Source organism: Parasedimentitalea marina (assembly GCF_004006175.1).
Taxonomy (GTDB): domain Bacteria; phylum Pseudomonadota; class Alphaproteobacteria; order Rhodobacterales; family Rhodobacteraceae; genus Parasedimentitalea; species Parasedimentitalea marina.
Window position 1 is genome coordinate 29,174 of record NZ_CP033219.1, and the last position, 21,389, is coordinate 50,562.

15 protein-coding genes are annotated in these 21,389 nt (G+C 57.3%); 5 read left to right on the forward strand and 10 right to left on the reverse strand.

Translation table 11 applies throughout. The annotated features are described in order from the left end of the window. Nucleotides 1-55 precede the first annotated feature (55 nt). From EBB79_RS00125 to EBB79_RS00165, 9 genes are all read right to left on the reverse strand, one after another. Nucleotides 56-1,084, reverse strand: coding sequence for a P1 family peptidase (locus EBB79_RS00125; protein WP_127746890.1), 1,029 nt, complete (start codon nt 1,082-1,084; stop codon nt 56-58). Nucleotides 1,085-1,175: 91 nt separating this feature from the next. Beyond that, the gene (locus tag EBB79_RS00130) at nt 1,176-1,529 is read right to left on the reverse strand and encodes a cupin domain-containing protein (protein WP_127746891.1); all 354 of its coding nucleotides are present in this window, start codon (nt 1,527-1,529) and stop codon (nt 1,176-1,178) included. Continuing rightward, entirely contained in the window at nt 1,526-2,272 is a 747-nt protein-coding gene (locus EBB79_RS00135; RefSeq protein ID WP_127746892.1) for an SDR family oxidoreductase, read from the reverse strand. Before EBB79_RS00135 ends, EBB79_RS00130 begins: the two co-directional genes overlap by 4 nt. A gap of 62 nt (nt 2,273-2,334) precedes the next feature. Further along, complete coding sequence (gene arfB, locus EBB79_RS00140) at nt 2,335-2,754, reverse strand: alternative ribosome rescue aminoacyl-tRNA hydrolase ArfB (RefSeq protein ID WP_127746893.1); 420 nt, start codon at nt 2,752-2,754, stop codon at nt 2,335-2,337. Nucleotides 2,755-3,075: 321 nt separating this feature from the next. Continuing rightward, complete coding sequence (locus EBB79_RS00145) at nt 3,076-3,699, reverse strand: queuosine precursor transporter (protein ID WP_127746894.1); 624 nt, start codon at nt 3,697-3,699, stop codon at nt 3,076-3,078. 287 nt (nt 3,700-3,986) lie between these two features. Further along, the gene (locus tag EBB79_RS00150; protein ID WP_127746895.1) at nt 3,987-4,895 is read right to left on the reverse strand and encodes an esterase-like activity of phytase family protein; all 909 of its coding nucleotides are present in this window, start codon (nt 4,893-4,895) and stop codon (nt 3,987-3,989) included. Then, complete coding sequence (gene mepA / locus EBB79_RS00155; protein WP_238705101.1) at nt 4,868-5,716, reverse strand: penicillin-insensitive murein endopeptidase; 849 nt, start codon at nt 5,714-5,716, stop codon at nt 4,868-4,870. The genes EBB79_RS00150 and mepA overlap by 28 nt, the downstream gene beginning before the upstream one ends. 17 nt (nt 5,717-5,733) lie before the next feature. Beyond that, nucleotides 5,734-7,098, reverse strand: a complete 1,365-nt coding sequence (locus EBB79_RS00160; RefSeq protein ID WP_127746897.1) for an MFS transporter — start codon at nt 7,096-7,098, stop codon at nt 5,734-5,736. A 49-nt stretch (nt 7,099-7,147) separates the two neighbouring features. Further along, nucleotides 7,148-7,696, reverse strand: coding sequence for an acyl-CoA thioesterase (locus EBB79_RS00165; protein ID WP_127746898.1), 549 nt, complete (start codon nt 7,694-7,696; stop codon nt 7,148-7,150). Between the two features lie 129 nt (nt 7,697-7,825). Between EBB79_RS00165 and EBB79_RS00170 the strand changes: the two genes are divergently transcribed. From EBB79_RS00170 to yaaA, 3 genes are all read left to right on the forward strand, one after another. Further along, entirely contained in the window at nt 7,826-8,113 is a 288-nt protein-coding gene (locus EBB79_RS00170) for a YggT family protein (RefSeq protein WP_127746899.1), read from the forward strand. A gap of 143 nt (nt 8,114-8,256) precedes the next feature. Next, on the forward strand, nt 8,257-10,305 hold the full coding sequence (gene recQ, locus EBB79_RS00175) for a DNA helicase RecQ (RefSeq protein ID WP_127746900.1): 2,049 nt from the start codon (nt 8,257-8,259) through the stop codon (nt 10,303-10,305). Between the two features lie 30 nt (nt 10,306-10,335). After that, complete coding sequence (gene yaaA, locus EBB79_RS00180; RefSeq protein ID WP_127746901.1) at nt 10,336-11,106, forward strand: peroxide stress protein YaaA; 771 nt, start codon at nt 10,336-10,338, stop codon at nt 11,104-11,106. A gap of 7 nt (nt 11,107-11,113) precedes the next feature. On the opposite strand, the gene EBB79_RS00185 is transcribed toward yaaA, so the two are convergent. Continuing rightward, complete coding sequence (locus EBB79_RS00185; protein WP_127746902.1) at nt 11,114-13,486, reverse strand: response regulator; 2,373 nt, start codon at nt 13,484-13,486, stop codon at nt 11,114-11,116. Nucleotides 13,487-13,631: 145 nt separating this feature from the next. Here EBB79_RS00185 and EBB79_RS00190 point away from each other — a divergent pair, with 145 nt between their 5' ends. Together EBB79_RS00190 and pbpC are read left to right on the forward strand one after the other, a co-directional pair. Then, the gene (locus EBB79_RS00190; RefSeq protein WP_177627751.1) at nt 13,632-19,073 is read left to right on the forward strand and encodes an alpha-2-macroglobulin family protein; all 5,442 of its coding nucleotides are present in this window, start codon (nt 13,632-13,634) and stop codon (nt 19,071-19,073) included. Between the two features lie 122 nt (nt 19,074-19,195). Beyond that, the gene (pbpC, locus tag EBB79_RS00195) at nt 19,196-21,220 is read left to right on the forward strand and encodes a penicillin-binding protein 1C (RefSeq protein WP_238704964.1); all 2,025 of its coding nucleotides are present in this window, start codon (nt 19,196-19,198) and stop codon (nt 21,218-21,220) included. The last annotated feature ends 169 nt before the right edge of the window (nt 21,221-21,389 follow it).

The window sequence follows — 21,389 nt, forward strand, 5'->3', positions numbered from 1 at the left end:
TCAACTGGAGGAGCGGCAAGTTTGATGTATATCACTTAAAACATACGTGATCGCGTTAATCCGGGCTTTTCCAGCTGGGAAGAAGATCGCCGGGCATGGGATTGGCACAATATGCCGCTCGGGCAATGGCCCGACTAAGGCACAGTGATGCCGCATGTCCGATGAGTGCCAGATCGGATTCGGCGTTTTGCAGGGCATGGGATTCGGTGCTGAGGGCGAAAACCAAATCGCCATCCCCCGGTGAATGCGCCGGCACCGTGGCGCGTCCGATACCATCATGCGCCGCTATGGCCAGTCGTTGACACTGGGCCTTGCTGAGTGTTGCATCGGTGGCGACGATGGCAATTGTTGTATTGCCACGATCCTGGGGCAGCGACTGGCCATTGGCCTGAGCCATCATGCTTGCCATCTTGCGACTATCGAGATTTCGCCCCAACCCTGCAGCTGGGTCCGGTCCCAAACCGCCAAATTCACCGTCGACTTCAAACGGAGCGGCCCAGAAATGCCGGTCTCCGGGTGTGGTGACCGCACCAATAGGATTGGATGCGACCAGTGCGCCAACTGTGATGCCATTATCCAGTACAAAGGACGCCGATCCCAGACCGCCCTTAACCATCGCAGTCAACGCGCCGGTGCCCGCACCCGCCGTGCCGAGGGCAAAATCCTCGGCGGCGGCGTCAAACGCAGCCCGACCCAGCGCGCGGTAAGGGTTGTCTTGCCAATCCTTGGCACCGCCATTCAACAGGTCAAACAGGATTGCCCCCGGAACCAGAGGGATCACTGCCGGTCCCAGTTTGTAGCCCCGACCTGCGGCCCGCAGAGCGTCCACCACTCCGCTACAGGCATCCAGCCCATAGGACGAACCGCCAGACAGGGTCAGTGCGTCTACTCTCGCCACTGATTTATCGGGTGCCAGCAGGTCTGTTTCGCGGGTCCCCGGAGCCCCGCCCATCACATGGACTGAGGCCGTAAATGCCTGATCTGCGGTCAAGACTGTGGTGCCGGATTTCAGAGTGTCATCCTGTGCATTACCGACTTTCAGGCCGGGGACATCGGTGATCAGGTTCTTGGGGCCGGGCTTCATGGTGGTTTCCTGCACAAAAAAGGGCGGTGAGGGCAGGCCAAAGTGCACTGCCCTCGGTAGAGATAATTAGACTAAGGCCAATGGGCCGTCGTCAGATCCTTGGTTTTGGCGCAGCAGTTGCCGGATCGCCAGAGTTGGGTTCCCCTTTGGGTTCAATCAGCAGAACCTTGCATTCGTTCTGGGCGCGCGGGCGGTGCGTTACGCCCTTGGGGACGATGTAGATCTCGCCAGCGCGGACCACTTCGGGGTCTTGGCCTTCGATATCCATGACCATCTCGCCTTCGAGAACCAGGAAGAAGTCATCGGTGTCCATATGGTTGTGAAAGGGGTATTCGCCCTGAAATTTCACCACCATGATGTCGTTGTCATTGTAGTCTGCAATAACCTTGGGGTCCCAGTGGGTCGAGAATAGCGCCAGTTTTTCGGCGAGATTGACACGGCTCATATGCAGCGCCCCCCGTCGACTTCCATCGCGACGCCAGTCACCATGCTGGCCTCGTCCGAGCAAAGATAGCAGGCAGCATTACCCATGTCCTCGGGAGTGGAAAAGCGGCCTATTGGAATCGTCGAGATAAACTGCGCACGTTTTTCAGGGGTGTCTTCCCCCATGAAGGATTTCAACAATGGAGTTTCGCCGGCGACGGGGTTGATGGCGTTCACCCGGATCCCCTGCGATGCCAGTTCAACCGCCATCGCCTTGGTTGCCGTGATCATCCACCCCTTGGAGGCGTTGTACCAGTTTAGATTGGGACGTGGGCTGACCCCAGCCGTCGAGGCAACGTTAAGGATAGCACCGGACTGGAGCGATTTCATATGCGGAACCAAAGCCCGGGCGGTGAGGTAGACTGATTTCATATTCACATTGAAGACACGGTCAAAATCGTCTTCGCTGACCTCATCCAAAGGGGTTGGCAGGTGGGTGATACCGGCGTTGTTGATCAGTATATCGACATGGCCAAAGGCAGCGATTGCGGCCTGCGCCATGGCATCAACAGAGGAACGGTTGGCGACATCCACCTGCTGCGCGATACAGCTCGCACCGAAGTTTTCAGCCATTTCGGTGGCCGCGGCGCCATTGATGTCAGCGATCATCACTTGGGCGCCTTCGGTCAGGAATTTCTGCACGATTCCGGCGCCAAATCCTGAGGCACCTCCGGTGACGATGGCGGTTTTTCCGTTCAGGCGCATGGCTTTCTCCAAATTGACTTAGCGGCACGGTAGCAGCGTGTCAGGTGGGTGCAATCACCGGATCAATCGTCGCCAATTTTACCCCGCGTCGTTTTCAAGACGCTGCGCTGTTTCTTGGCTGTGATGCGGCGTTGAACTGATCCGCGGGTTGGCTTGGTCGCGATACGGCGTTTGGGGGCGATCAGTGCCTTGCGAATCAGATCGGCCAGACGATCGCGTACAATATCGCGGTTGCGTTGCTGTGATCGGGTTTCATCACATTGCAAGATCAGTGCGCCCTCTTTGGTCCAGCGACGCCCTGCCAATCGTTTCAGGCGGGTTTTGACGGGTCCGGTTAAGGCGGGGGACCGATCAGCCTCGAACCGGAGTTCAACGGCCGTCGCGACTTTATTCACGTTCTGTCCGCCGGGACCCGAGGCGCGGACAAAGTGTTCGGTCAATTCCCAGTCTTGCAACGCGATAGTGTCGTTGATGCGCAGCATGGGTCATGTCCTTGGGTCTGTGAAAGCCTGATTGTCAGGTCGGGTTTGTACCTGATTTTCCCAAAAGGGTCACATTATTTGCTTTAAAATATCAAAAGGGCTGACCGAAAGCGCAACGGACAGCCCTTCTTGAGTTTCGGAGGTGCGCCGGTTAGGCGATAACCAATTCAGTTTCTGCAATTGCCAAGGGTTGCCTCAGCACCGAGTCTCCCGAACTGTTCCGACACCAAACTCCAAGTTCCCAATAGACATAGAGTACCTCCTTTCATTTGTTACGCATGCAAGCAGCGTGGCACAAAATGTGGAGATGTCAAAACAAAATCATGTGGTGCCGGGGGATAGCTTCCGCACGATGATGCGGAAAGGGACCAGAGCGATCAGCGCAAGCGATAGCTTTACAGCCCAGTCTGCACAGGCCAATGAAACCCAAAGCGGGGCCATTGGGCCAAAGCCGAGCAGCGGCAGCATTTCGCCGGCCCAAGAGACATCATTGGCTGGTTCGATCCAGACCAGTGCCGCTGAAAAGGCGATGGTGAAAAAGAGAGCGGTATCAACGAGTGACCCAACCAATGTTGACGCCAACGGTGCACGCCACCAGGCACCTTTGCGCAGGGCTGAGAAAATCGAGATATCCAACATCTGCGCAGTAAGGAACGCGAGGCCCGAGCCAATGGCGATACGCAGCGTAACCAAGGGACCAAATTCACCCATGATCTGCGTGCCGATCAGTGAGCAGATTACACCAACAACAAAACCGATAAGTACAACCTTGCGGGCCGGACCTTCTCCATAGACGCGATTCATTACATCGGTGACCAAAAAGGCAATCGGATAGGTGAATGCGCCCCAAGTTAGCCATTGGCCGAACAGGAACTGTACTAAGATATTGGAAGCCACGACAATTGTTGCCATGGCGAGAATTCCGGGAAGATGTATGCGTGTCATTTTCTGGTCCGTTTTTACAAGGTAGCGGCAACTTGATGTGCGATTTAAGTAGGCAGTTGGACCACCTAGTCGAGACTTTTTGGTTTGGCAAGTGCTTTGCCTTTGGTCGGGTTTTCGACTGGGTATTCGGAGTTCTCCCGTCCGTCGTCAGGCATCCTGGATGCCGTCCTCCCGTTGGGCGTGGCGCCGCGCAAAGCGCGGCGCCACGCCCAAGCCTGCTGCGGATGCGCAGGTGAAGCCTGGGCACCCTGCAGGCGCGGGAGTACATCGAGAAGTTGGAATTAGGATTAGTCGGGAAGGGAGTATTCTACTAATTCTGTGCGTTGCAATATCAGGAAATTGTCGTCGGACACCATTGTGGCCCGAAGGCGCCCAGTGGCGTCACGCCAGACCGAAAGTCCTTCCAGATTGTCATGCCGGCCAGAGGACGTCTGCAACAGGATCTGTTCGTTTTTGGGGCCTTTTTCGGTGAAATCCCATCGGCGCAACCGACTGCGAAATCCGAAAAACCCGTAATCGCGTTCAAGTAGGTAAAAGCGACCATCGGGGCCAAAGTCGGCACTGACAGGAAAAAAGCCGCCTTTGGGTGGAAGGGTAAAGGGGGTCGACCATTTTCGACCATTCCAGCGCCAGACAGGAATTTGGCCGTCACTGTTCAATGCGTTTTCCGGCAAGGTGTAGAGGTGTCCGCGTGCATCACTTGCAAGGGCCTCTAGCGCCTTGTTGATTGGCAGTCTGCGGAATGCTTTGGGGCGTGGCAACACTTCGGCGCGACTGCTTGCTTTGCGGTGGCGTGCCACCCGCGAGATTCCCTCAAAAGAGACGTAGATGGTTCCATCGGGGGCAATAGCGAGCCCTTCGCTGTCTTTGGTAAAACCTTTCAAAACCCCTCCGGTGGAGGCGCGTAATTTATGCACTGACTTAATTTCGATCCCGGATATCTGGCCTACGTCGCGATCGATCTGAGCAGTGGCGAGGGTGGCGCGATCACTGAGAATGGTCATGGAACAGCCATCTGGGCTAAGCGAAAGCGCAGAGAGGCCGCCAAACCATTTTGCGTTAATCTGCCAGGTGTAACTGCCCAAATAGGACGCAGTGTTAATTGTTTCAGGACGGTTTGCAGCATGGGCAACAATCCCCAGAGTTGCTGCAAGGGCCAAGCCGAGCGTTAGTTTGATTGCAGTACCGAGGCGCATTGTTTTGGTAAATCCGACAAAGTGTATTCGCGGCGAGGTTTAGGCTTTGGTGCGTTGGGGTCAACCGGTTTGGGGGGGGGTGGATTCAGGATATCATTAACCCAGGTCTGGGCATCTGCGCATCCGTCACCTTTTGGTGGTGCAGCCTGATTGGTGCATCCACGGGCCCCCTTGGGGCACTTTAAACGCACATGGAAATGATAATGGTGTCCCCACCAGGGACGAATTTTGCGCAACCAACGACGGTCGCCGGTCTCATCATTGCACATTTGCACCTTGGCGCCAGGGAACACAAATATCCTGGCCACTCGTTTGTCTTTTGCTGCGGCGCGCAAAATGGCGTGATGCTGAGGCGTCCAGCTGGAATTTACATAAGCTCCGTTGGCACGGCGCATTGAAATGGAAGACAGGTTTTCGCGTTGCCTGTTGTTCAGGTCCAGCCGTTCAGGTGGCAGCATCCAGATATCGACATCAAGACCGACCTGGTGGCTGCGATGACCGGACAGCATCGGACCCCCGCGAGGTTGGCTGATGTCGCCAATGTACAACCCGTCCCAGCCGCGTTGTTTGGCTGCAAATCGGCTGAGTTTTTCTATGAAATCAATAGTTTCGGGATGGCCCCAATTGCGGTTACGTGACAGTCGCATGGCCTGCCAGGTGGCCCCTGTTTCGGGCAGTTGAACTGCACCAGCCACGCAGCCTTTGGCATAGGAACCAAAGGGTGCCGGTTTTTGATCTGATCCGCTGGGCTTGGCTCCAAACAGTTGCTTGGCCGCGGTTTCACCGCTTGCCGTACTGGTTAAACAAAAAACGAGGAACAAACTGGCAAGTAGATGTTTCACTCCTGATCTCCTTCGGCGCGGACCCAAATCAGTAGAATCAGCCCCAGAATAAACAGGACGACCACTGGCGATATGCCCAAGCGTGCGCTGCCGGTGAGGGTTGTGGCAACCCCTATGAGGGCTGGTGCCAGAAACGCAGTGGCGCGGCCCGATAAACCGTATAGCCCAAAGCTCTCAGTCGGGCGGTCTGGGTTGGTATGGCGCACCATAAGGCTGCGACTGGTGGCCTGCAGGATTCCGCCGAAACCACCGATCAATACACCACAGCCAAAGAAAATCATGTCCGGTAGGGTCGAGCCCGTGGCCAACTGCACTCCGAACAGTTGTTCGCGAGACATGCCAACAATGATGGTGCAGACCATCGTCAGGACTATGATAGAAAAAACAATCACTGGTTTGGGCCCAAATCGCCGGTCGGCGTGACCTCCGAACCAACAGAACAGCGCTGACGAAATCGCGGCGACGATGCCAAAGATCCCGATCGAGGTGATCTCCCAGTCCAGCACCAGTCGCGCATAGACGCCGCCAAATCCGTACAAGCCATTCAGCGCGTCGCGGTACAGCATGGATGAGCCGAGGTAACTGGCCAAGCTTAACCGGTTGCGCAGGTTTTTCAGGGATTGCACCACCAACTGGATTGCGCCACCAAAACTGCCACGCTGGCCGGTGCGATTCCCGTCCCGCACCCACAAGAAGTAAGGGATCATAAAGACTGCGAACCACAAGGCGGTGATCGGGCCGACGGCGCGTGTTCCTTCACGTGTGGCTGCATCCAGTCCGAATGCCGGGTCCAATCCGATCAGTGTCTTGCCGTTGCTTTGCTCAACAAACAGTAACAGCAGGATGAACAGTGATATCACGCCACCGAGATAGCCAAAGGCAAACCCCGAGCCCGAGATTTTACCGACGTCATCCTTGTTACACAGAGATGGCAGTTGTGAGTTGATAAAGATCAGTGCAAATTCGGCGCCGATAAAGCCAATACCAAAACTGATCAGCATCCATGTCAGGTTTGAACCTGCCGGATCCATGAACCACAAGCCGCCAGCGCCAATCACATACATGACGGAAAAGGCAAGGATCCAGGGCATACGACGTCCGGAAATGTCAGCCAAAGCCCCCAGAAATGGCCCGCCAAAGCCGATGATCAACCCGGTTACGGTCAAACACATTGACCAGATTGTCTGCGCCTGTGCTTTGGCGGCATCGTCTGCCAGTCCTTGCCCCATAAAGAAGTCAGCAGCCACGGCAGCAAAGAAGGGTCCAAAGACAAAGGTGACCAGCAGTGTGTGGTAGGGTTGGCTGGCCCAATCAAAGAAATACCATCCCCAAATGCGCTTACGTGTTGAAATTTCTTGCACTACCATCCCCAAACTAACTGTTTAGCAGGTATGGCAGGGGCAGTTGCCGTTAGGCAAGTCTATCTTGCATCGGCGGCCAGGGGCGTTGGGCGTCTGCCTTACACCAGGCCTTGATCCAATCGGGCATTGGCGGCGGCACGGCATCGGCGTGACCCATCTCTGCCAGAACCTGCGCTGGTGGTATTATACCGGTTTTGCCGGTTACTGCGGATCTGAACATCACATGGCTGGCGCATTCACCGTTCTTCTTCCACATTGATTGTTCCAGATAGATGAATTTGTCGTCCCATGTCACCGCCCGGCTGCGCATTTCAAACCGTTCAAAGCCGCGAATGCGGCGACGAAAGCGAACGGTGCTGCCTGCCATGGTCATGCCCCAGCGGTGTTTGCTGATGGCCGTGATCAATCCAACCCGTTGGGCGTTCATTGTGCGGCCCAGATCATAGAGCGTCATCGCGCGGCCATTGTTGAGCTCCATCCAGATATCCAGATCCCAGGGCCAGCAAATGTGATGCGAGATATGAGTCTCCGTTAGCTCCAAAGGTGGCATGCGTCGAGCGACGAGCAAATCCTTGATCAGGCGAACAATGGGGAACATGGGTAAGACCTTTGTAATCTGAAGCTGTCATGCCTTCTTTTGCAGCAGCGTCAACCACAACTTCGCGGAAGGCTTGCGCTTTGCGGTGTTGCTGCTTACGTCTGGGACGGATCCAAAGAAGGAAATAAGATGCTGTCGTTGTTCCAAATCCTGATGCTTGTCCTCGACATCGTCTGGTTCTTTATTATTGCTCATGTGATCATGAGCTGGCTGATCAATTTTCAGGTGCTGAACCTGCATCAGCAATTGGTGGGGCAAATTTGGTATTTCCTGAACCGAATGCTTGAGCCGGTATATGGCCCAGTGCGTCGTATTTTGCCCAATATGGGGGGGGTCGACTTGGCGCCGCTGGTGGTGCTGATCGGGGTCTATGCCGCGCGGATCATCCTGGCTAACAATATTTCGGCCTTCTACTGACCAAAGATGCGGGGCTAAGCCTCCGTAGTGAGTATTTAGGCGCAAAAAGAAGTAGGGGCCAACTGGCCCTTGCTGTGCGATTCCGCATGTGAGACTGTGCCGATCAAACGATCAGCAACACCCCCACGCGAGACCTCCCGCCTATGACAGCCCTGCCAGGCGCTTCCCCCCTTTTACGCGATGTCTTTGGATTTGACGCCTTCCGGCCCGGTCAGGAAGAGATCGTTGATGCCGTGACTGCAGGTGAAAACGTGTTGGCGATTATGCCGACCGGTGGCGGCAAATCCCTGTGCTTTCAGCTGCCGGCGCTGATCCGCGAAGGTGTTACAGTTGTGATATCCCCGTTGATTGCCTTGATGCGGGATCAGGTGCGGGGCCTGCAAGAGGCAGGCGTCGCGGCTGGTGCGCTGACATCCGGCAATACCCAAGAAGAAACCGACGCCGTTTGGGAGGCCCTGGAGGCCGGGCGGCTGAAGCTGTTGTATATGGCGCCAGAACGGTTGGCGTCGGGTGCGGCTATGGGCATGTTGCGGCGCATCGGCGTTAGCATGATTGCGGTGGACGAGGCACACTGTGTCAGTCAGTGGGGCCATGATTTCCGTCCGGACTATCTGCGCATTGGTGAGCTGCGGCAGGCTTTGGATGTTCCCTTGGCTGCCTTTACCGCCACGGCGGATGCAGAAACCCGCGACGAAATTGTACAAAAACTGTTCGACGGTCAGCCGCCACGTTCTTTTTTGCGAGGGTTTGATCGCCCGAATATTCATCTTGCATTTGCAACCAAAGATGGGCCACGCCGACAGATCCTCAGTTTTGCCGCCGCACGCAAGGGCCAGTCGGGCATTGTGTATTGCGGCACCCGTGCCAAGACAGAAGCGCTGGCATCGGCGCTGCGCGATGATGGACATGTGGCCTGCCATTACCATGGTGGCATGCAGGCCGAGGACCGGCGCAACGTCGAAACCCGATTTGCCCGCGAAGATGGGCTGATAGTGGTGGCCACGGTGGCTTTTGGCATGGGGATCGACAAGCCGGACATTCGCTGGGTCGCCCATGCGGACCTGCCCAAAAGCATCGAGTCTTACTATCAGGAAATTGGCCGCGCCGGGCGCGATGGCGCCCCAGCTGAGACGATGACCCTGTTTGGCCCAGACGACATTCGTCTGCGTCGCAGCCAGATCGACGAAGGCCTGGCCCCTCCCGAACGGCGTGCCGCCGATCATGCCCGGTTGAACTCTCTGTTGGGACTGGCCGAGGCGCTCCACTGTCGCCGCAAAAACCTGCTGGGATATTTTGGCGAGGTGACGGAACCCTGCGGCCATTGTGACCTGTGCGACAGCCCCGCCGAGGTGTTCGATGGCACCACGGCGGTGCGCAAGGCGCTCTCAGCAATTCTGCGTACGGAAGAGTGGTTTGGTGCGGGTCACTTGATCGATATTCTGACCGGAACAGAGACAGATAAGATCCGCGCACGTCGCCATGATCAACTGTCGGTGTACGGCTGTGGTAACGAATATGACAAGCGGCAATGGCAGGCTGTGTTTCGGCAGATGATGGGCCATGACCTGGTACGCCCCAACCCCGAACGCCACGGTGCGTTGCAGATGACCGCGGCGGCGCTGCCGGTGCTGAAGGGAGAGGCGCAAATCTCTCTGCGCAAGGATTCGATCAAAACAGCCAGCCGCCGCCCCGCCGTCAAAGCCCTGGTTGCCGAGGAAGACGCACCGCTACTGTCGGCTTTAAAAGCCAAACGTAGGGCCTTGGCTGAGGCACAGAAGGTGCCTGCCTATGTGATTTTTCCAGACCGCACGCTGATCGAGATGGCAGAAACCCGACCCACGGATCTGGATGCGATGGCCCATGTGGGTGGCGTAGGCGCGAAAAAGCTGGAACGCTATGGCGATCTGTTTCTTGCGGTTATCAACGGTGCTGTTGATGAGGTACACCCAGCCCGGCGAAAATTGGCAGGACGGTCGGCGGGGACTTTGTATGATGCGCTGTTAGAGGCGCAAAGCATGTTGGCACGCGGCGAGGCAGGCACTGAAAAACCACTCAGTTGTTCTGCCAGCCTATTGGCGAAGGTGGCCCAGCTGCGCTCCACTGACGAGGCGGGGCTTGCGCGCTTACTTGGTGACAAACGCGCAGATCGGTTTGCTGCCGCCTTTCTAAATGTATTGCAGTCTGAGAGTTAGAGAATGTCGCATATGAATAAGGAGACTGGGATGCTGGTCGTTATTTCACCGGCCAAGCGGCTGGACTGGGCAGTACGCACAGTCGCAGTGACGCAGCCTGACTTTCAGGCCGATGCGTGCCGGTTGGTGAAAACCGCACGCAATCTCACGCTGCGTGATTTGAAAAAGCTGATGGATTTGAGCGACGATCTGGCCCGGTTGAACCGTGACCGGTTCCGCAACTTTTCTGAAGAACCATCAGCTGACATTATCCGACCTGCGGCATTGGCTTTTGCTGGTGATACCTATCTTGGACTTGAGGCCGGGACGCTGGACAGTGATGAAATGGCCTGGGCGCAGGATCATTTGCGTATTCTGTCCGGGCTTTACGGTGTCTTGCGACCTTTGGATGTGATCCAGGCTTACCGGCTGGAAATGGGCAGCCGATTGAAAACGCGGCGCGGCAAGAACCTGTATAAGTATTGGGGCGACCAGCTCAGCACGGCGCTGAATGCTCAGGGGCAAGAGACGAATGCGCAGGTATTGGTGAACTGTGCCAGCAAAGAGTATTTTGGCGCGGTGGCCCCCCAGGCTTTGAAGCTGAAAGTGATCACGCCGGTGTTCATGGAAGACAAAGACGGATCTCCCAAAGTGGTGAGTTTCTTTGCCAAGCGCGCCCGTGGCGCGATGGCGCGTTTTATCATTCAGAACCGGTTGCGGGATCCTGACGGTTTAAAGGATTTCGACGTCGGCGGGTATAAATATCAGGCTAAGATGTCGACGGCAGATGCGCCAGTGTTCTTACGACCCTATGCCAGTTAGTCACGGGTCAGATTGATTGCGGCTGAACAGGTTGCGCTTCATCGGGGAGGTGCTGGTCAATCTGTTCGTGAATGACGGCTTTGCGCAACGGCTTGGTTAGATAGAAATCTAGACCAGCAGCCAGAATACCCTCCGAGTCGCCGTTCATGGCATGGGCCGTCAGTGCGACGATCGGAACATGGCGACCGGTGGATTTTTCGATTTCCCGGATTTCGGACGTGGCCTGTTTCCCGTCCATTTTGGGCATGGAGATATCCATAAAAATCAGGTCAGGGGAAAATTCAGAATAGGCTTCCACGGCTTCAATTCCATTGTTGGCAAAGCGGATGTCGATGTTCAGATCCTTGACCATCTTCCGGAACACCAATTGATTGGTCTTGTTGTCTTCGGCCGCCAGAATTCGCATCAAACGCTGCGGGTTGTTGTCGGGTACCGGGTTTTGGTCCTCGGGCTGAATTTCCTCGATTATAGGTGCTTCGGTCCCAGCTTTAGAGGACGGTGAACTGGCCTGCTGTTCGGTTTGGGAATCAGACTGTAGGCTATGCTCGGGGAAGGCCGCAGCTTCTTTTGACGCATCTGTTGAACCAGCCAGAGGTTCTTTGTCAGGGAACACGGCGCTTTTGTCAGGGAACACGGCGCCCATGTCTGCCAGTTTGGTAAACAGATCTTTTCGAAGCACCGGTTTTTGCAAGATCCCCTGAACCAGATTCTGAGTAGTATTGTCCCTGGCAAAATTCGAATTCGAGCTGAGCAAAAGGAACGGCACATCGGACCAGTCCCCTTGTCGCAAAGCAGTGGCAAATTCTACTCCGTCCATGCCCGGCATGTGGTGATCGCTAATCACCAAATCGATGGTCTCGTCCATCTTGAGCAATGCTTCGCTGCCCGAAGTTGCAGTTGTCACTTCGGCGCCCAGCACTTGCATCTGCTTTTTCAGAATTGAACAGTTCATGGGCAAATCATCAACAATCAACACATGCCGCAGGTTCGCGGGCAGTTCAGCCGCGCGGGGTTGTGGCCCCTCTGCCATCGGCAACGGCACCCGGAACCCAAAGCATGATCCAACGCCCTCTTCGCTTTCAACCCAGGCTGACCCGCCCATCAATTCGATCAGACGTTTGGAAATCGCCAGCCCGAGGCCGGTACCTTCAAACTGCCGGTTGCGTTCGTCTTCAACCTGATTGAACTCGCCAAAAATATGCTGGATCTTGTCCTCAGGAATCCCAATTCCAGTATCTTCGATAGCGACATGAATGGCACAATTTTTGTCATCGGCGTCAGGCACACCGGTAACACGCAGCGCAACATAGCCTGATTTGGTGAACTTTATGGCATTGCCGACCAAATTCGTCAGGACCTGTCGTATGCGGCCAGGATCGCCGAGGAACTGTGTTGGCAGGAACAAATCATAGTCCACCAGCATCGCCAGCCCTTTGTCCCGCGCCGTTGGCTGCAAAAGCATCACAACTTCATGGATGCACCGCTCCATGTCAAAAGGTTCACTGTGCAGCACCAATTTGTCGGCTTCGATCTTAGAGTAATCCAGCACGTCATTGATGATAACCAGCAGCGCCTCACCAGAGTTTTTGATGGTGTCAGCATAGAGCCGCTGTTCATCACTCAGGTTGGTGTCGTTCAGCAGTTCTGCCATGCCGACAACCCCGTTCATCGGGGTCCGGATTTCATGGGACATATTGGCCAGGAAAGCAGACTTGGCGCGGTTGGCTGCCTCGGCTCGTTCTCGGGATGCGCGCAGTTCTTCTTCGTATTGAACTGAAGACGTAATATCCAAAGCCAGACTGACGACGTCGCCGCCGTGACCACGTTGGTCAATCAGTTTGATATAGCTATTGTTCCACAGCTGGAGCACCACAGGCTCTGGCGTAGGTGACACCCAACGCGCAGTCATCATTTCCCGCCACGCATCCGGGTTAAGCTGACCAGTGTTGACCAGACCTTCGTCCGTTAGAATCTGTAAGATGCGAATGTAGGGTATGCCGGGGGCAACCTCTTCCAGCCCTTCAAACGTGTTCAGATAGGCCGTGTTCGCACCGATCAATTTGCTGTCAGCGCCGAAAAAAGCAAACCCATCCTGAATGGTCTGGATCGAGTGCCACAATCGGCGCTCGGCCACTTCTATCTTTTCGTTTGCCACATGCAGGTCAGATTTGACCTTTTCATTCTCATCCCGGACGGTGGCAACCTCGTCCCGAAAGGTTGCAACCTCAGCTTGAGTCGCGCCAATCTGCTTGGTCAACGCCATTGCATGACGCCCAAGTTTTCGATTTGCGGCTGAAAGCTCCGCCTGCTTTAGCTCAAGCAGGCGCTCAGCAGCCAAACGGGCACGCCGTTCGAGAGCAAATTTATCAGCTATGGGCATCCTTATGGGCTCCAGCGACAACGAAACAAGAGGGTAAACCCCAAGATCAATTCCAAACGTGAAATACTAATTAAGCCTAGCTACGTCGTCATCCTTGCCATGTGGTTAATCGCGTGACAGCCTGAGTATAAATTTGGAGGGTGTTATGTTACGAGTTTCTGTTCGCTTTTTGCTTTTTATTTTCATTGGGTTATCGCATATTTCAGCAGCCTGGTCCGAGTCGCCAGTCCCGGATTTCCGGTTTGTCGCAACCAAAGATATCGACTTCTATGGCTCTGATTTACAATCGATTTTTGATACAGACCTGAATAGTTGCGTGCGTGTCTGCGCAAGTCAGGACGAATGCGTGGGATTTTCGTTCAACTCCAGGTCGAATTCCTGCTTTCCTAAAAGTACCATAGGGGAATCAAGCCCTTATGTTGGTGCCTTTTCAGCGCAAAAGATCGCAACGCCTGCAACGATTCGCGCTATCGGAGAATCTCAAGGCGCAACACTGGCCTTTTTAAAGCCGGTTGACCTGACACGTGCCAGAGATCTTGCTCGCGAAATCGGGCTGCGTCATCCAGCGGGCAGTTTTGAATTGGATCAGATGATTCAGGCCGCCCGTGCCCGTGCACAAGAAGGCAATAACACTGCCGCAATGCGCTGGATGGGAGCCGCGGTCTCACTGAGCGACCAGCCAGAGCTTTGGGCCGATTACGCCGACTATTTGTTGCGGATCGAGGACGTGGGTAGCGCTCAGAAACGTAAATACCAATCAAACGCTTTGTCGGCAGCGGTGAATAGCTATTTGCGCAGTGAACGCCGTGGCACGCAGACCAATGCATTGGTTATTGCTGCCCGTGCCTTAGAGGCACTGGGCCGTGGCCGCGACATGCTGCCAACTCTGCGTCTGGCCGAGGATATACAGCCCCGGCGAACCACTGCCGAGATGTTGGACAGCGCAATAGGAAAATACGGGTTTCGGGTCAAAGATAGTACCATCGAAAGCGACAGCGCCGCGCCGCGGATTTGCATCGAGTTCACAGAAGTGCTGGTCAAATCCGGGGTGGATTACGGCGACTACGTGAAACTGCCAAGCAAGCGCATGGTGGCCGAACCCAACGGGCGTCAGTTGTGTATTGATGGGGCTGAACATGGCGAGCGGTATCGTGTGACTCTGCGCCGTGGATTGCCTGCGGCCAATGGTGAGATGCTGTACCGCGATATTGAGCTGAACCATTATGTGCGGGACCGATCAGCCACGGTTCGGTTTCCTGGTCGGTCCTATGTGCTGCCCAAGTCCGATCTGGCGGCGCTTCCGATTGAAACGGTCAACCTGACGGAAGTTGAACTGCGCCTGCGGCGAGTCAGCGACCGCAACCTGTTACGGGCGCTGCAAGAAGGCTTGTTTGGCCGTCCGATGTCCCAATGGCAGGACGAATATTTCTCGGATGAGATTGCCGAGGAGGTCTGGACCGGGTCAGCTGATGTGCAAAGCGAGCTGAACCGGGACATGACCACCCGCCTGCCGTTGACCGAGGCAATTGCGGGTCAGCCGGTTGGAATCTACGCTCTAAATGCCAGTATCCCAGGCGCTGATCCCTATGATGATCCGGCGGCGACCCAATGGTTTGTCCTGTCAGATCTGGGGATCAGTTCAATGTCAGGCGCAGATGGGTTGCATGTGCAGGTTAACGGCTTGTCTGACGCCATGGCTAAATCAGGGGTCGAGATCACACTGGTGTCGCGTGCAAATGCGGTGCTGGGTACGGCGATGACGGATGACAGTGGCCATGTCCGTTTTGCCCCCGGTTTGTCGCGGGGGCGTGGGGCCGGTGCTCCGGCGATGATCCTGGCGCAAAGCGGCGAGACAGATTTCGGATTTTTGTCGCTGACAGATCCGGGGTTTGACCTCTCTGACCGTGGTGTCGAGGGACGGCCTGCACCGGGGCCAGTGGATGTCTTTCTGACCACTGATCGCGGTGCGTATCGTGCCGGTGAGGTCATGAATGTGACGGCCCTGGCGCGGGACAGCAAGGCGCAGGCCATCGAGGGGCTGCCATTGATCGCCATTCTGTCCCGGCCGGATGGGGTGGAATACAGCCGCCATATCTCGGACGGTGGCCAAATGGGCGGCCATGTCTTTGCCCTTCCGGTTGGGCTTTCGGCGCCGCGCGGCACCTGGCGTTTGGACATCAAAGGCGATCCCAAAGCACCGGCACTGGCCAGCCGCCAGATCCTGGTCGAGGACTTCCTGCCCGAGCGGATCGACTTTACGCAAAGCCTGCCAACGGGCGGTTTGCGCCCTGGTGACGATGCGCCGCTGACGATCGATGCGCGTTACCTGTTTGGCGCACCGGGCGCCGGGCTGGCGATCGAAGGCGATGTCAGCCTGCGTGCTGCTGCAACAGTGGACGGTTGGTCTGGCTATAAGTTTGGTCGTTATGACGGACAAAGCACCACTCAACGCAGCTATTTTGGTGACGAAAAAACCGATGCCCAGGGATTGGCCACGGTCTGGGTCGACATTCCCACTGGCGCGGCCACGGGCAAGCCGATGACGGCTACGGTCACCACGCGTCTTGCTGATGGATCGGCCCGTCCGGTTGAACGCCGTATGACTGTGTCTGTGCGCCCGGATGCTGCGGTCATCGGGATCAAGCCGATGTTTGACGATGTCGTGGGCGAGGGGGGCGAGGCTGGTTTCAGTGTGATTGGCCTTAGCCCTGATCTGCAGCCAATTCCAATGCAGGTAAAATGGACCCTGAACCGGGTGCGCACGCATTATCAGTGGTATCAGCTTTACGGCAATTGGAATTGGGAACCGATCACCCGCCGCACCCGCGTCGCTATGGGCGAGGCCGCACTGTCGGGCGAGCCATTGGTTTTGTCCGAACCTGTAGACTGGGGTCGCTACGAGTTGGTGGTGGAGCGGTTGGATGGGGATGAACATGTCTCGGCTGCGTTGGACTTTTATGCCGGTTGGTACGCCCCGGCGGATGCGGCTTCGACCCCGGATCGGCTAGAGCTGTCGCTGGATCGCGAGACCTATCAGCCAGGCGATACTGCGGAATTGCGTATCGTGCCGCGCGCGGCGGGCACTGCCTTGATTTCGGTTATGTCAAACGAGTTGATCGAGCGCCACGCGGTAGAGGTGCCTGCCGGTGCCTCGGTTATTCCTTTGACTGTGACCGAAGACTGGGGCAGTGGTGCCTATGTCAGTGCCATGGTGATCAAGCCGATGGAGGGGGCAACGGACCAAACTCCAGCCCGGGCACTTGGATTGGCGCATGTCACAATTGAGCAACCCGGTCAGCAGCTGAGTGTCACCGTGGACGTACCCGACGTGGCCCGCCCTCGGGGGACCGAGACCGCAATAATCCGTGTTGATGGTGTCACTGCCGGGGACGATGTCTGGGTTAGTGTAGCAGCCGTGGATCTTGGTATTCTTAACCTCACGGGGTTCAAAAGCCCGGATCCATCGGCGTATTACTACGGCCAGCGCCGTCTGGGGATGGAGCTGCGCGATATCTATGGTCGTCTGATCGACGGCCAGAACGGCGCTCTGGGGCAAGTGCGCTCGGGCGGGGATGCCGATACTGGGATGCGGTTGGATTCGCCGCCTCCGACACAGGATCTGATGTCGGTGTTCTCGGGACCTTTGCAGGTCGGAGCGGATGGTACGGTAGATTTCCCGATTGAGCTGCCAGCCTTTAACGGCACCGTGCGGTTGATGGTAGTGGCCTGGTCAGGCCGTGCCGTGGGGCAGGCCGAACAAGACATGCTGGTGCGTGATCCGGTGGTTGTTACCGCCTCGGCACCACGATTCCTGGCACCCGGGGACAGCAGCCGTGTGTTGCTGGAAATCGTTCACGCCGATGGGCCAAGTGGCGAGATGGCCCTGACCGCCCGCGCACTGGGCAGTGGGTTGCAGCTGGGCGAACTGCCGGGATCAGTGACGCTGACCCATCAGGGCAAGGCCACACTAGAGCTTGCGGTTTCGGCGCTTGAAGTGGGCGATCCGGAGATCGAGCTGACCCTGACCACACCCGCTGGGCAAGCGCTGGTTCAGCAGTTGCGCCTGCCAGTGCGGGCGAATGATCCGGTGGTCTCTCAAACCCGGCGTTTTTCGCTTGGGTCAGGGGATAGTTTCCGTTTCAGTGCGGATGTCTTTGCCAACCTGCGCGCTGGTACAGGACGCGCTGTGTTGTCGGCGGGTCCATTGGCCAAGTTCGACGTGCCCGGATTGCTAAGCTCGCTGGATCGATACCCCTATGGCTGCACCGAACAAGTGACCTCAAAGGCGATGCCGTTGTTGTACCTGTCCTCGGTGGCACAGGCCGCGGGGTTGGGCAATGGACCTGCGGTGCAGGGACGCGTGCAAGATGCAATCGCCAAGGTGTTGACCCGTCAGGCCAGCAACGGTGCCTTCGGGATGTGGCGGGCTGAAAGTGGCCAGTTCTGGCTGGATGCCTATGCCAGTGATTTCCTCAGCCGGGCACGGGCGCAGGGCTATATTGTGCCGGATCAGGCTTTCCGGCAGGCGATGGACAACCTGCGCAACCGGGTGAATTACGCAGCTGACTTTGATCATGGCGGCCGGGCATTGTCCTATGCGCTGTTGGTTCTGGCGCGTGAAGGCGCGGCGGCGATGGGCGATCTGCGCTATTACGCCGATGTCAAAGGCGATGCCTTTGACTCGCCGCTCGCTGCTGCCCAGCTTGGTGCTGCTCTGGCGGCTTACGGGGATCAGATCCGGGCCGACCAGATGTTCTCGCGTGCGGCGGCGATGATTGGTAAGATCAAACCCGAAGCTTCGTTGTGGCGTGCTGATTTCGGCACCCCGTTGCGCGATGTGGCTGCGGTTTTGGCCCTTGCGGTTGAGGCCGGAAGCACAGCGGTGGACCGTGATCGCCTGAGCAACCGTATTGTTCGCGTCAGTGGAGGCCGGTCAACGCAAGAATCCGCATGGACGCTGATGGCGGCGCAGGCGATGATCGACATTCCCGAGGATTCGGGCCTGTTGGTTGACGGCAATCCGGTGCCGGGTGCCTTTGTTCAGGTGCTTGAATCCGATGCCGCAGGCAAGGTGATCGACATCTCTGTCGCCTCTGGTCGCCGTACGGATATCACCCTGACCACACTGGGTGTCCCCGAGGTTGCGCCGCAGGCTGGCGGCACTGGCTTTACCATCGAACGAGAATATTACGCGCTAGATGGCACGCCGATTGAGCGACGTGAGTTTACGGTAGGGGAACGGTTCGTCACCGTGCTGCGGATCTCTCCCCATGAAAATCTGGGCGCGCGTCTGATGGTGAATGATCCCCTGCCAGCAGGAATTGAGATTGATAATCCCAATCTGCTGCGCTCTGGCGATCTGCGTGACTTGAGCTGGTTGAAACTGGCCGGTGCAGAACATACCGAGTTCCGCTCGGATCGGTTCCTGGCAGCGGTCAATTTGCGTGGTACTGGCAAGGTGACACTGGGCTATATCGCCCGCGCGGTAACACCGGGTAGCTTTCACCACCCGGCTGCTTCGGTCGAAGATATGTATCGCCCGGCCTACCGCGCCCGCACTGATACAGGCCGTGTTACGGTCCGGTGAGACCTGTGGCGCAAATCACCAAGAGTAGCGCCAAACCTAGGGCGGGTGCGAAAGCGCCCTCCCGCGGGGAGGTCGGACGTTTCCCGGCCTATCAGTCGGCCAAGTGGTGGAGACGGTGGGGCGTGGCGCTTGCTATCACGCTTGCTGTCCTCCTCGTAGGCGGAAACCGCGCTTTCAATTCTTGGATCGATGACACGGAACTGCCGGTCACCCTGGCCGAGACGTCGACCGAAGTGCGCGACCGTAACGGTCAGTTATTGCGTGCTTATCCGGTAGGAACGGGCATTTGGCGGCTGGCGGTGCACCCTGATCAAGTCGACCCCAGCTATCTCTCAATGCTGGTACGCTATGAGGACAAACGGTTCTGGAGCCATTCCGGCGTTGACCCTCGGGCCATGGCGCGCGCGGTAGGGCAGGCGGTGTGGAACGGCCGGGCGGTGTCAGGCGGATCAACCCTGACGATGCAGGTGGCCCGGTTGTTAGAAGACGGCAGCACTGGGCGCTGGGAGGGCAAGCTGCGTCAGATCCGTCTGGCACTGGCTCTGGAACGGCGGCTGAGCAAGCAACAGATCCTGACACTTTATCTGACCCATGCCCCATATGGTGGCAACTTAGAAGGAATCCGGGCGGCAACCCTGGCGTGGTTTGGCAAAGAACCCGGGCGGTTGACGGCCTCGGAATCTGCGCTTTTAGTGGCCATGCCACAGTCCCCCGAGCGCCGCCGTCCTGACCGAGCGCCTGACAGTGCCCGTGCTGCCCGTGACCGGGTTTTGTCGCGTATGTCACGTCAGGGCGTGATTGATGCAGGTGAGATGCAGATGGCGCAGGCCGAGGCAATCCCGCGCAAGATGGTGCCTTTTGCCCAACTGGCGCCTCATCTTAGTGACCGAATGCTGGCCACCGACCCGGATTTGCAACGATTTGACCTGACCATTGATGCGGGCGTACAGGCCCGGATGGCGCAGCTACTGCGGGATGCGACCCGGCAAGGCGGCGAACGGTTATCGGCGGCGATGGTTGTTGCGGACTATCAGACCGGAGAGGTGCTCGCTTCGGTTGGTTCACCCGGCTATCGCGACAGCAGGCGGTTGGGTTTTGTTGATATGACACAGGCGCTGCGATCCCCTGGATCAACGCTGAAACCGTTGATTTACGGGCTGGCCTTTGATGAAGGGTTGGTTCATCCGGAAACACTGATTCATGATGGGCCGGTGAATTTTGACGGCTATGCTCCGCAGAACTTTGACGGCGAATTTCGCGGCGATGTGCGGGTGCGCGAGGCGCTGCAACTGTCTTTGAATATCCCAGTGGTCAAGCTGACGAATGAATTGGGCGCTACGCGTATCATGTCGGCCCTGCGCCGCGCCGGTGCCACACCAAAACTGCCCGGAGGCGTACCGGGACTGGCCATTGCGCTGGGCGGAGTTGGCGTATCGCTGCACGATCTGGTGCAGCTTTATGCTGGGCTGGCGGCAGGCGGGCAGGGGCCGAGACTGTCGCTGCGCTTGGATGAGGTCAGTTCTCAACAGCGGCGATTGGTTTCGGGTGTGGCGGCCTGGCAGTTGATGGACATCCTGCGCGGATTGGCGCCGCCACAGGGTGCGCGGGCGGGTGTGCTGGCCTATAAGACGGGGACATCTTACGGCCACCGGGACGCCTGGGCACTGGGCTGGGACGGGCGCCATGTGATCGGCGTCTGGATGGGCCGAGCGGATGGCACACCTGTGCCTGGAGTATTTGGTGGCAGCCTGGCAGCGCCGGTCTTGTTCGAGGCCTTTGGACGGTTGAAGCCCGGTTTCGAGCCGCTGCCCCCGCCACCAGCTGCAACGCTGATTGTAAGTTCTGCCGAGCTGCCCCAACCCCTGCGCCGGTTCCGTCCGCGTGATGCGGCATTTGAAGAACCAAGCGATGCACCGAAGCTGGTGTTTCCACCGGATGGAGCCCAACTGGCATTGCTGGATGCGTCTCTGACCCTGAAACTGCGCGGCGGAACTGCTCCATTTTTGGTGTTGGCGAACGGATTGCCGGTGATTCAGGGGCAGCATGTTCGAGAGTTCGAGATCCCTAATCCGGGTCGCGGATTTTCTGCATTGGTGGTGATCGATGGGAAAGGCAAATCAACCCGCGTCACTGTACGGGTCGAGTGACAATTAGATGCCGAACCAAAGGCTCCCGCGTCTGTACGGAGCATCGGCAAGTGCCGAGACACCGTACAGACTTGGGCGTAGCGCCGCGCTTTGCGCGGCGCTACGCCCAACGGGAGGCCGACCTCCATTGGGAGGTCAACGACGGGCGGGAGCCATTGAAAAGACGAAA

What these genes read in the sequence shown, in the direction of transcription:
- EBB79_RS00125 (WP_127746890.1), bottom strand. Translation starts at nt 1,084, where the DNA reads ATGAAGCCCGGCCCCAAGAACCTGATCACCGATGTCCCCGGCCTGAAA.
- EBB79_RS00130 (WP_127746891.1), bottom strand. Translation starts at nt 1,529, where the DNA reads ATGAGCCGTGTCAATCTCGCCGAAAAACTGGCGCTATTCTCGACCCAC.
- EBB79_RS00135 (WP_127746892.1), bottom strand. Translation starts at nt 2,272, where the DNA reads ATGCGCCTGAACGGAAAAACCGCCATCGTCACCGGAGGTGCCTCAGGA.
- arfB (WP_127746893.1), bottom strand. Translation starts at nt 2,754, where the DNA reads ATGCTGCGCATCAACGACACTATCGCGTTGCAAGACTGGGAATTGACC.
- EBB79_RS00145 (WP_127746894.1), bottom strand. Translation starts at nt 3,699, where the DNA reads ATGACACGCATACATCTTCCCGGAATTCTCGCCATGGCAACAATTGTC.
- EBB79_RS00150 (WP_127746895.1), bottom strand. Translation starts at nt 4,895, where the DNA reads ATGCGCCTCGGTACTGCAATCAAACTAACGCTCGGCTTGGCCCTTGCA.
- EBB79_RS00165 (WP_127746898.1), bottom strand. Translation starts at nt 7,696, where the DNA reads ATGTTCCCCATTGTTCGCCTGATCAAGGATTTGCTCGTCGCTCGACGC.
- EBB79_RS00170 (WP_127746899.1), top strand. Translation starts at nt 7,826, where the DNA reads ATGCTGTCGTTGTTCCAAATCCTGATGCTTGTCCTCGACATCGTCTGG.
- recQ (WP_127746900.1), top strand. Translation starts at nt 8,257, where the DNA reads ATGACAGCCCTGCCAGGCGCTTCCCCCCTTTTACGCGATGTCTTTGGA.
- yaaA (WP_127746901.1), top strand. Translation starts at nt 10,336, where the DNA reads ATGCTGGTCGTTATTTCACCGGCCAAGCGGCTGGACTGGGCAGTACGC.
- EBB79_RS00185 (WP_127746902.1), bottom strand. Translation starts at nt 13,486, where the DNA reads ATGCCCATAGCTGATAAATTTGCTCTCGAACGGCGTGCCCGTTTGGCT.
- EBB79_RS00190 (WP_177627751.1), top strand. Translation starts at nt 13,632, where the DNA reads ATGTTACGAGTTTCTGTTCGCTTTTTGCTTTTTATTTTCATTGGGTTA.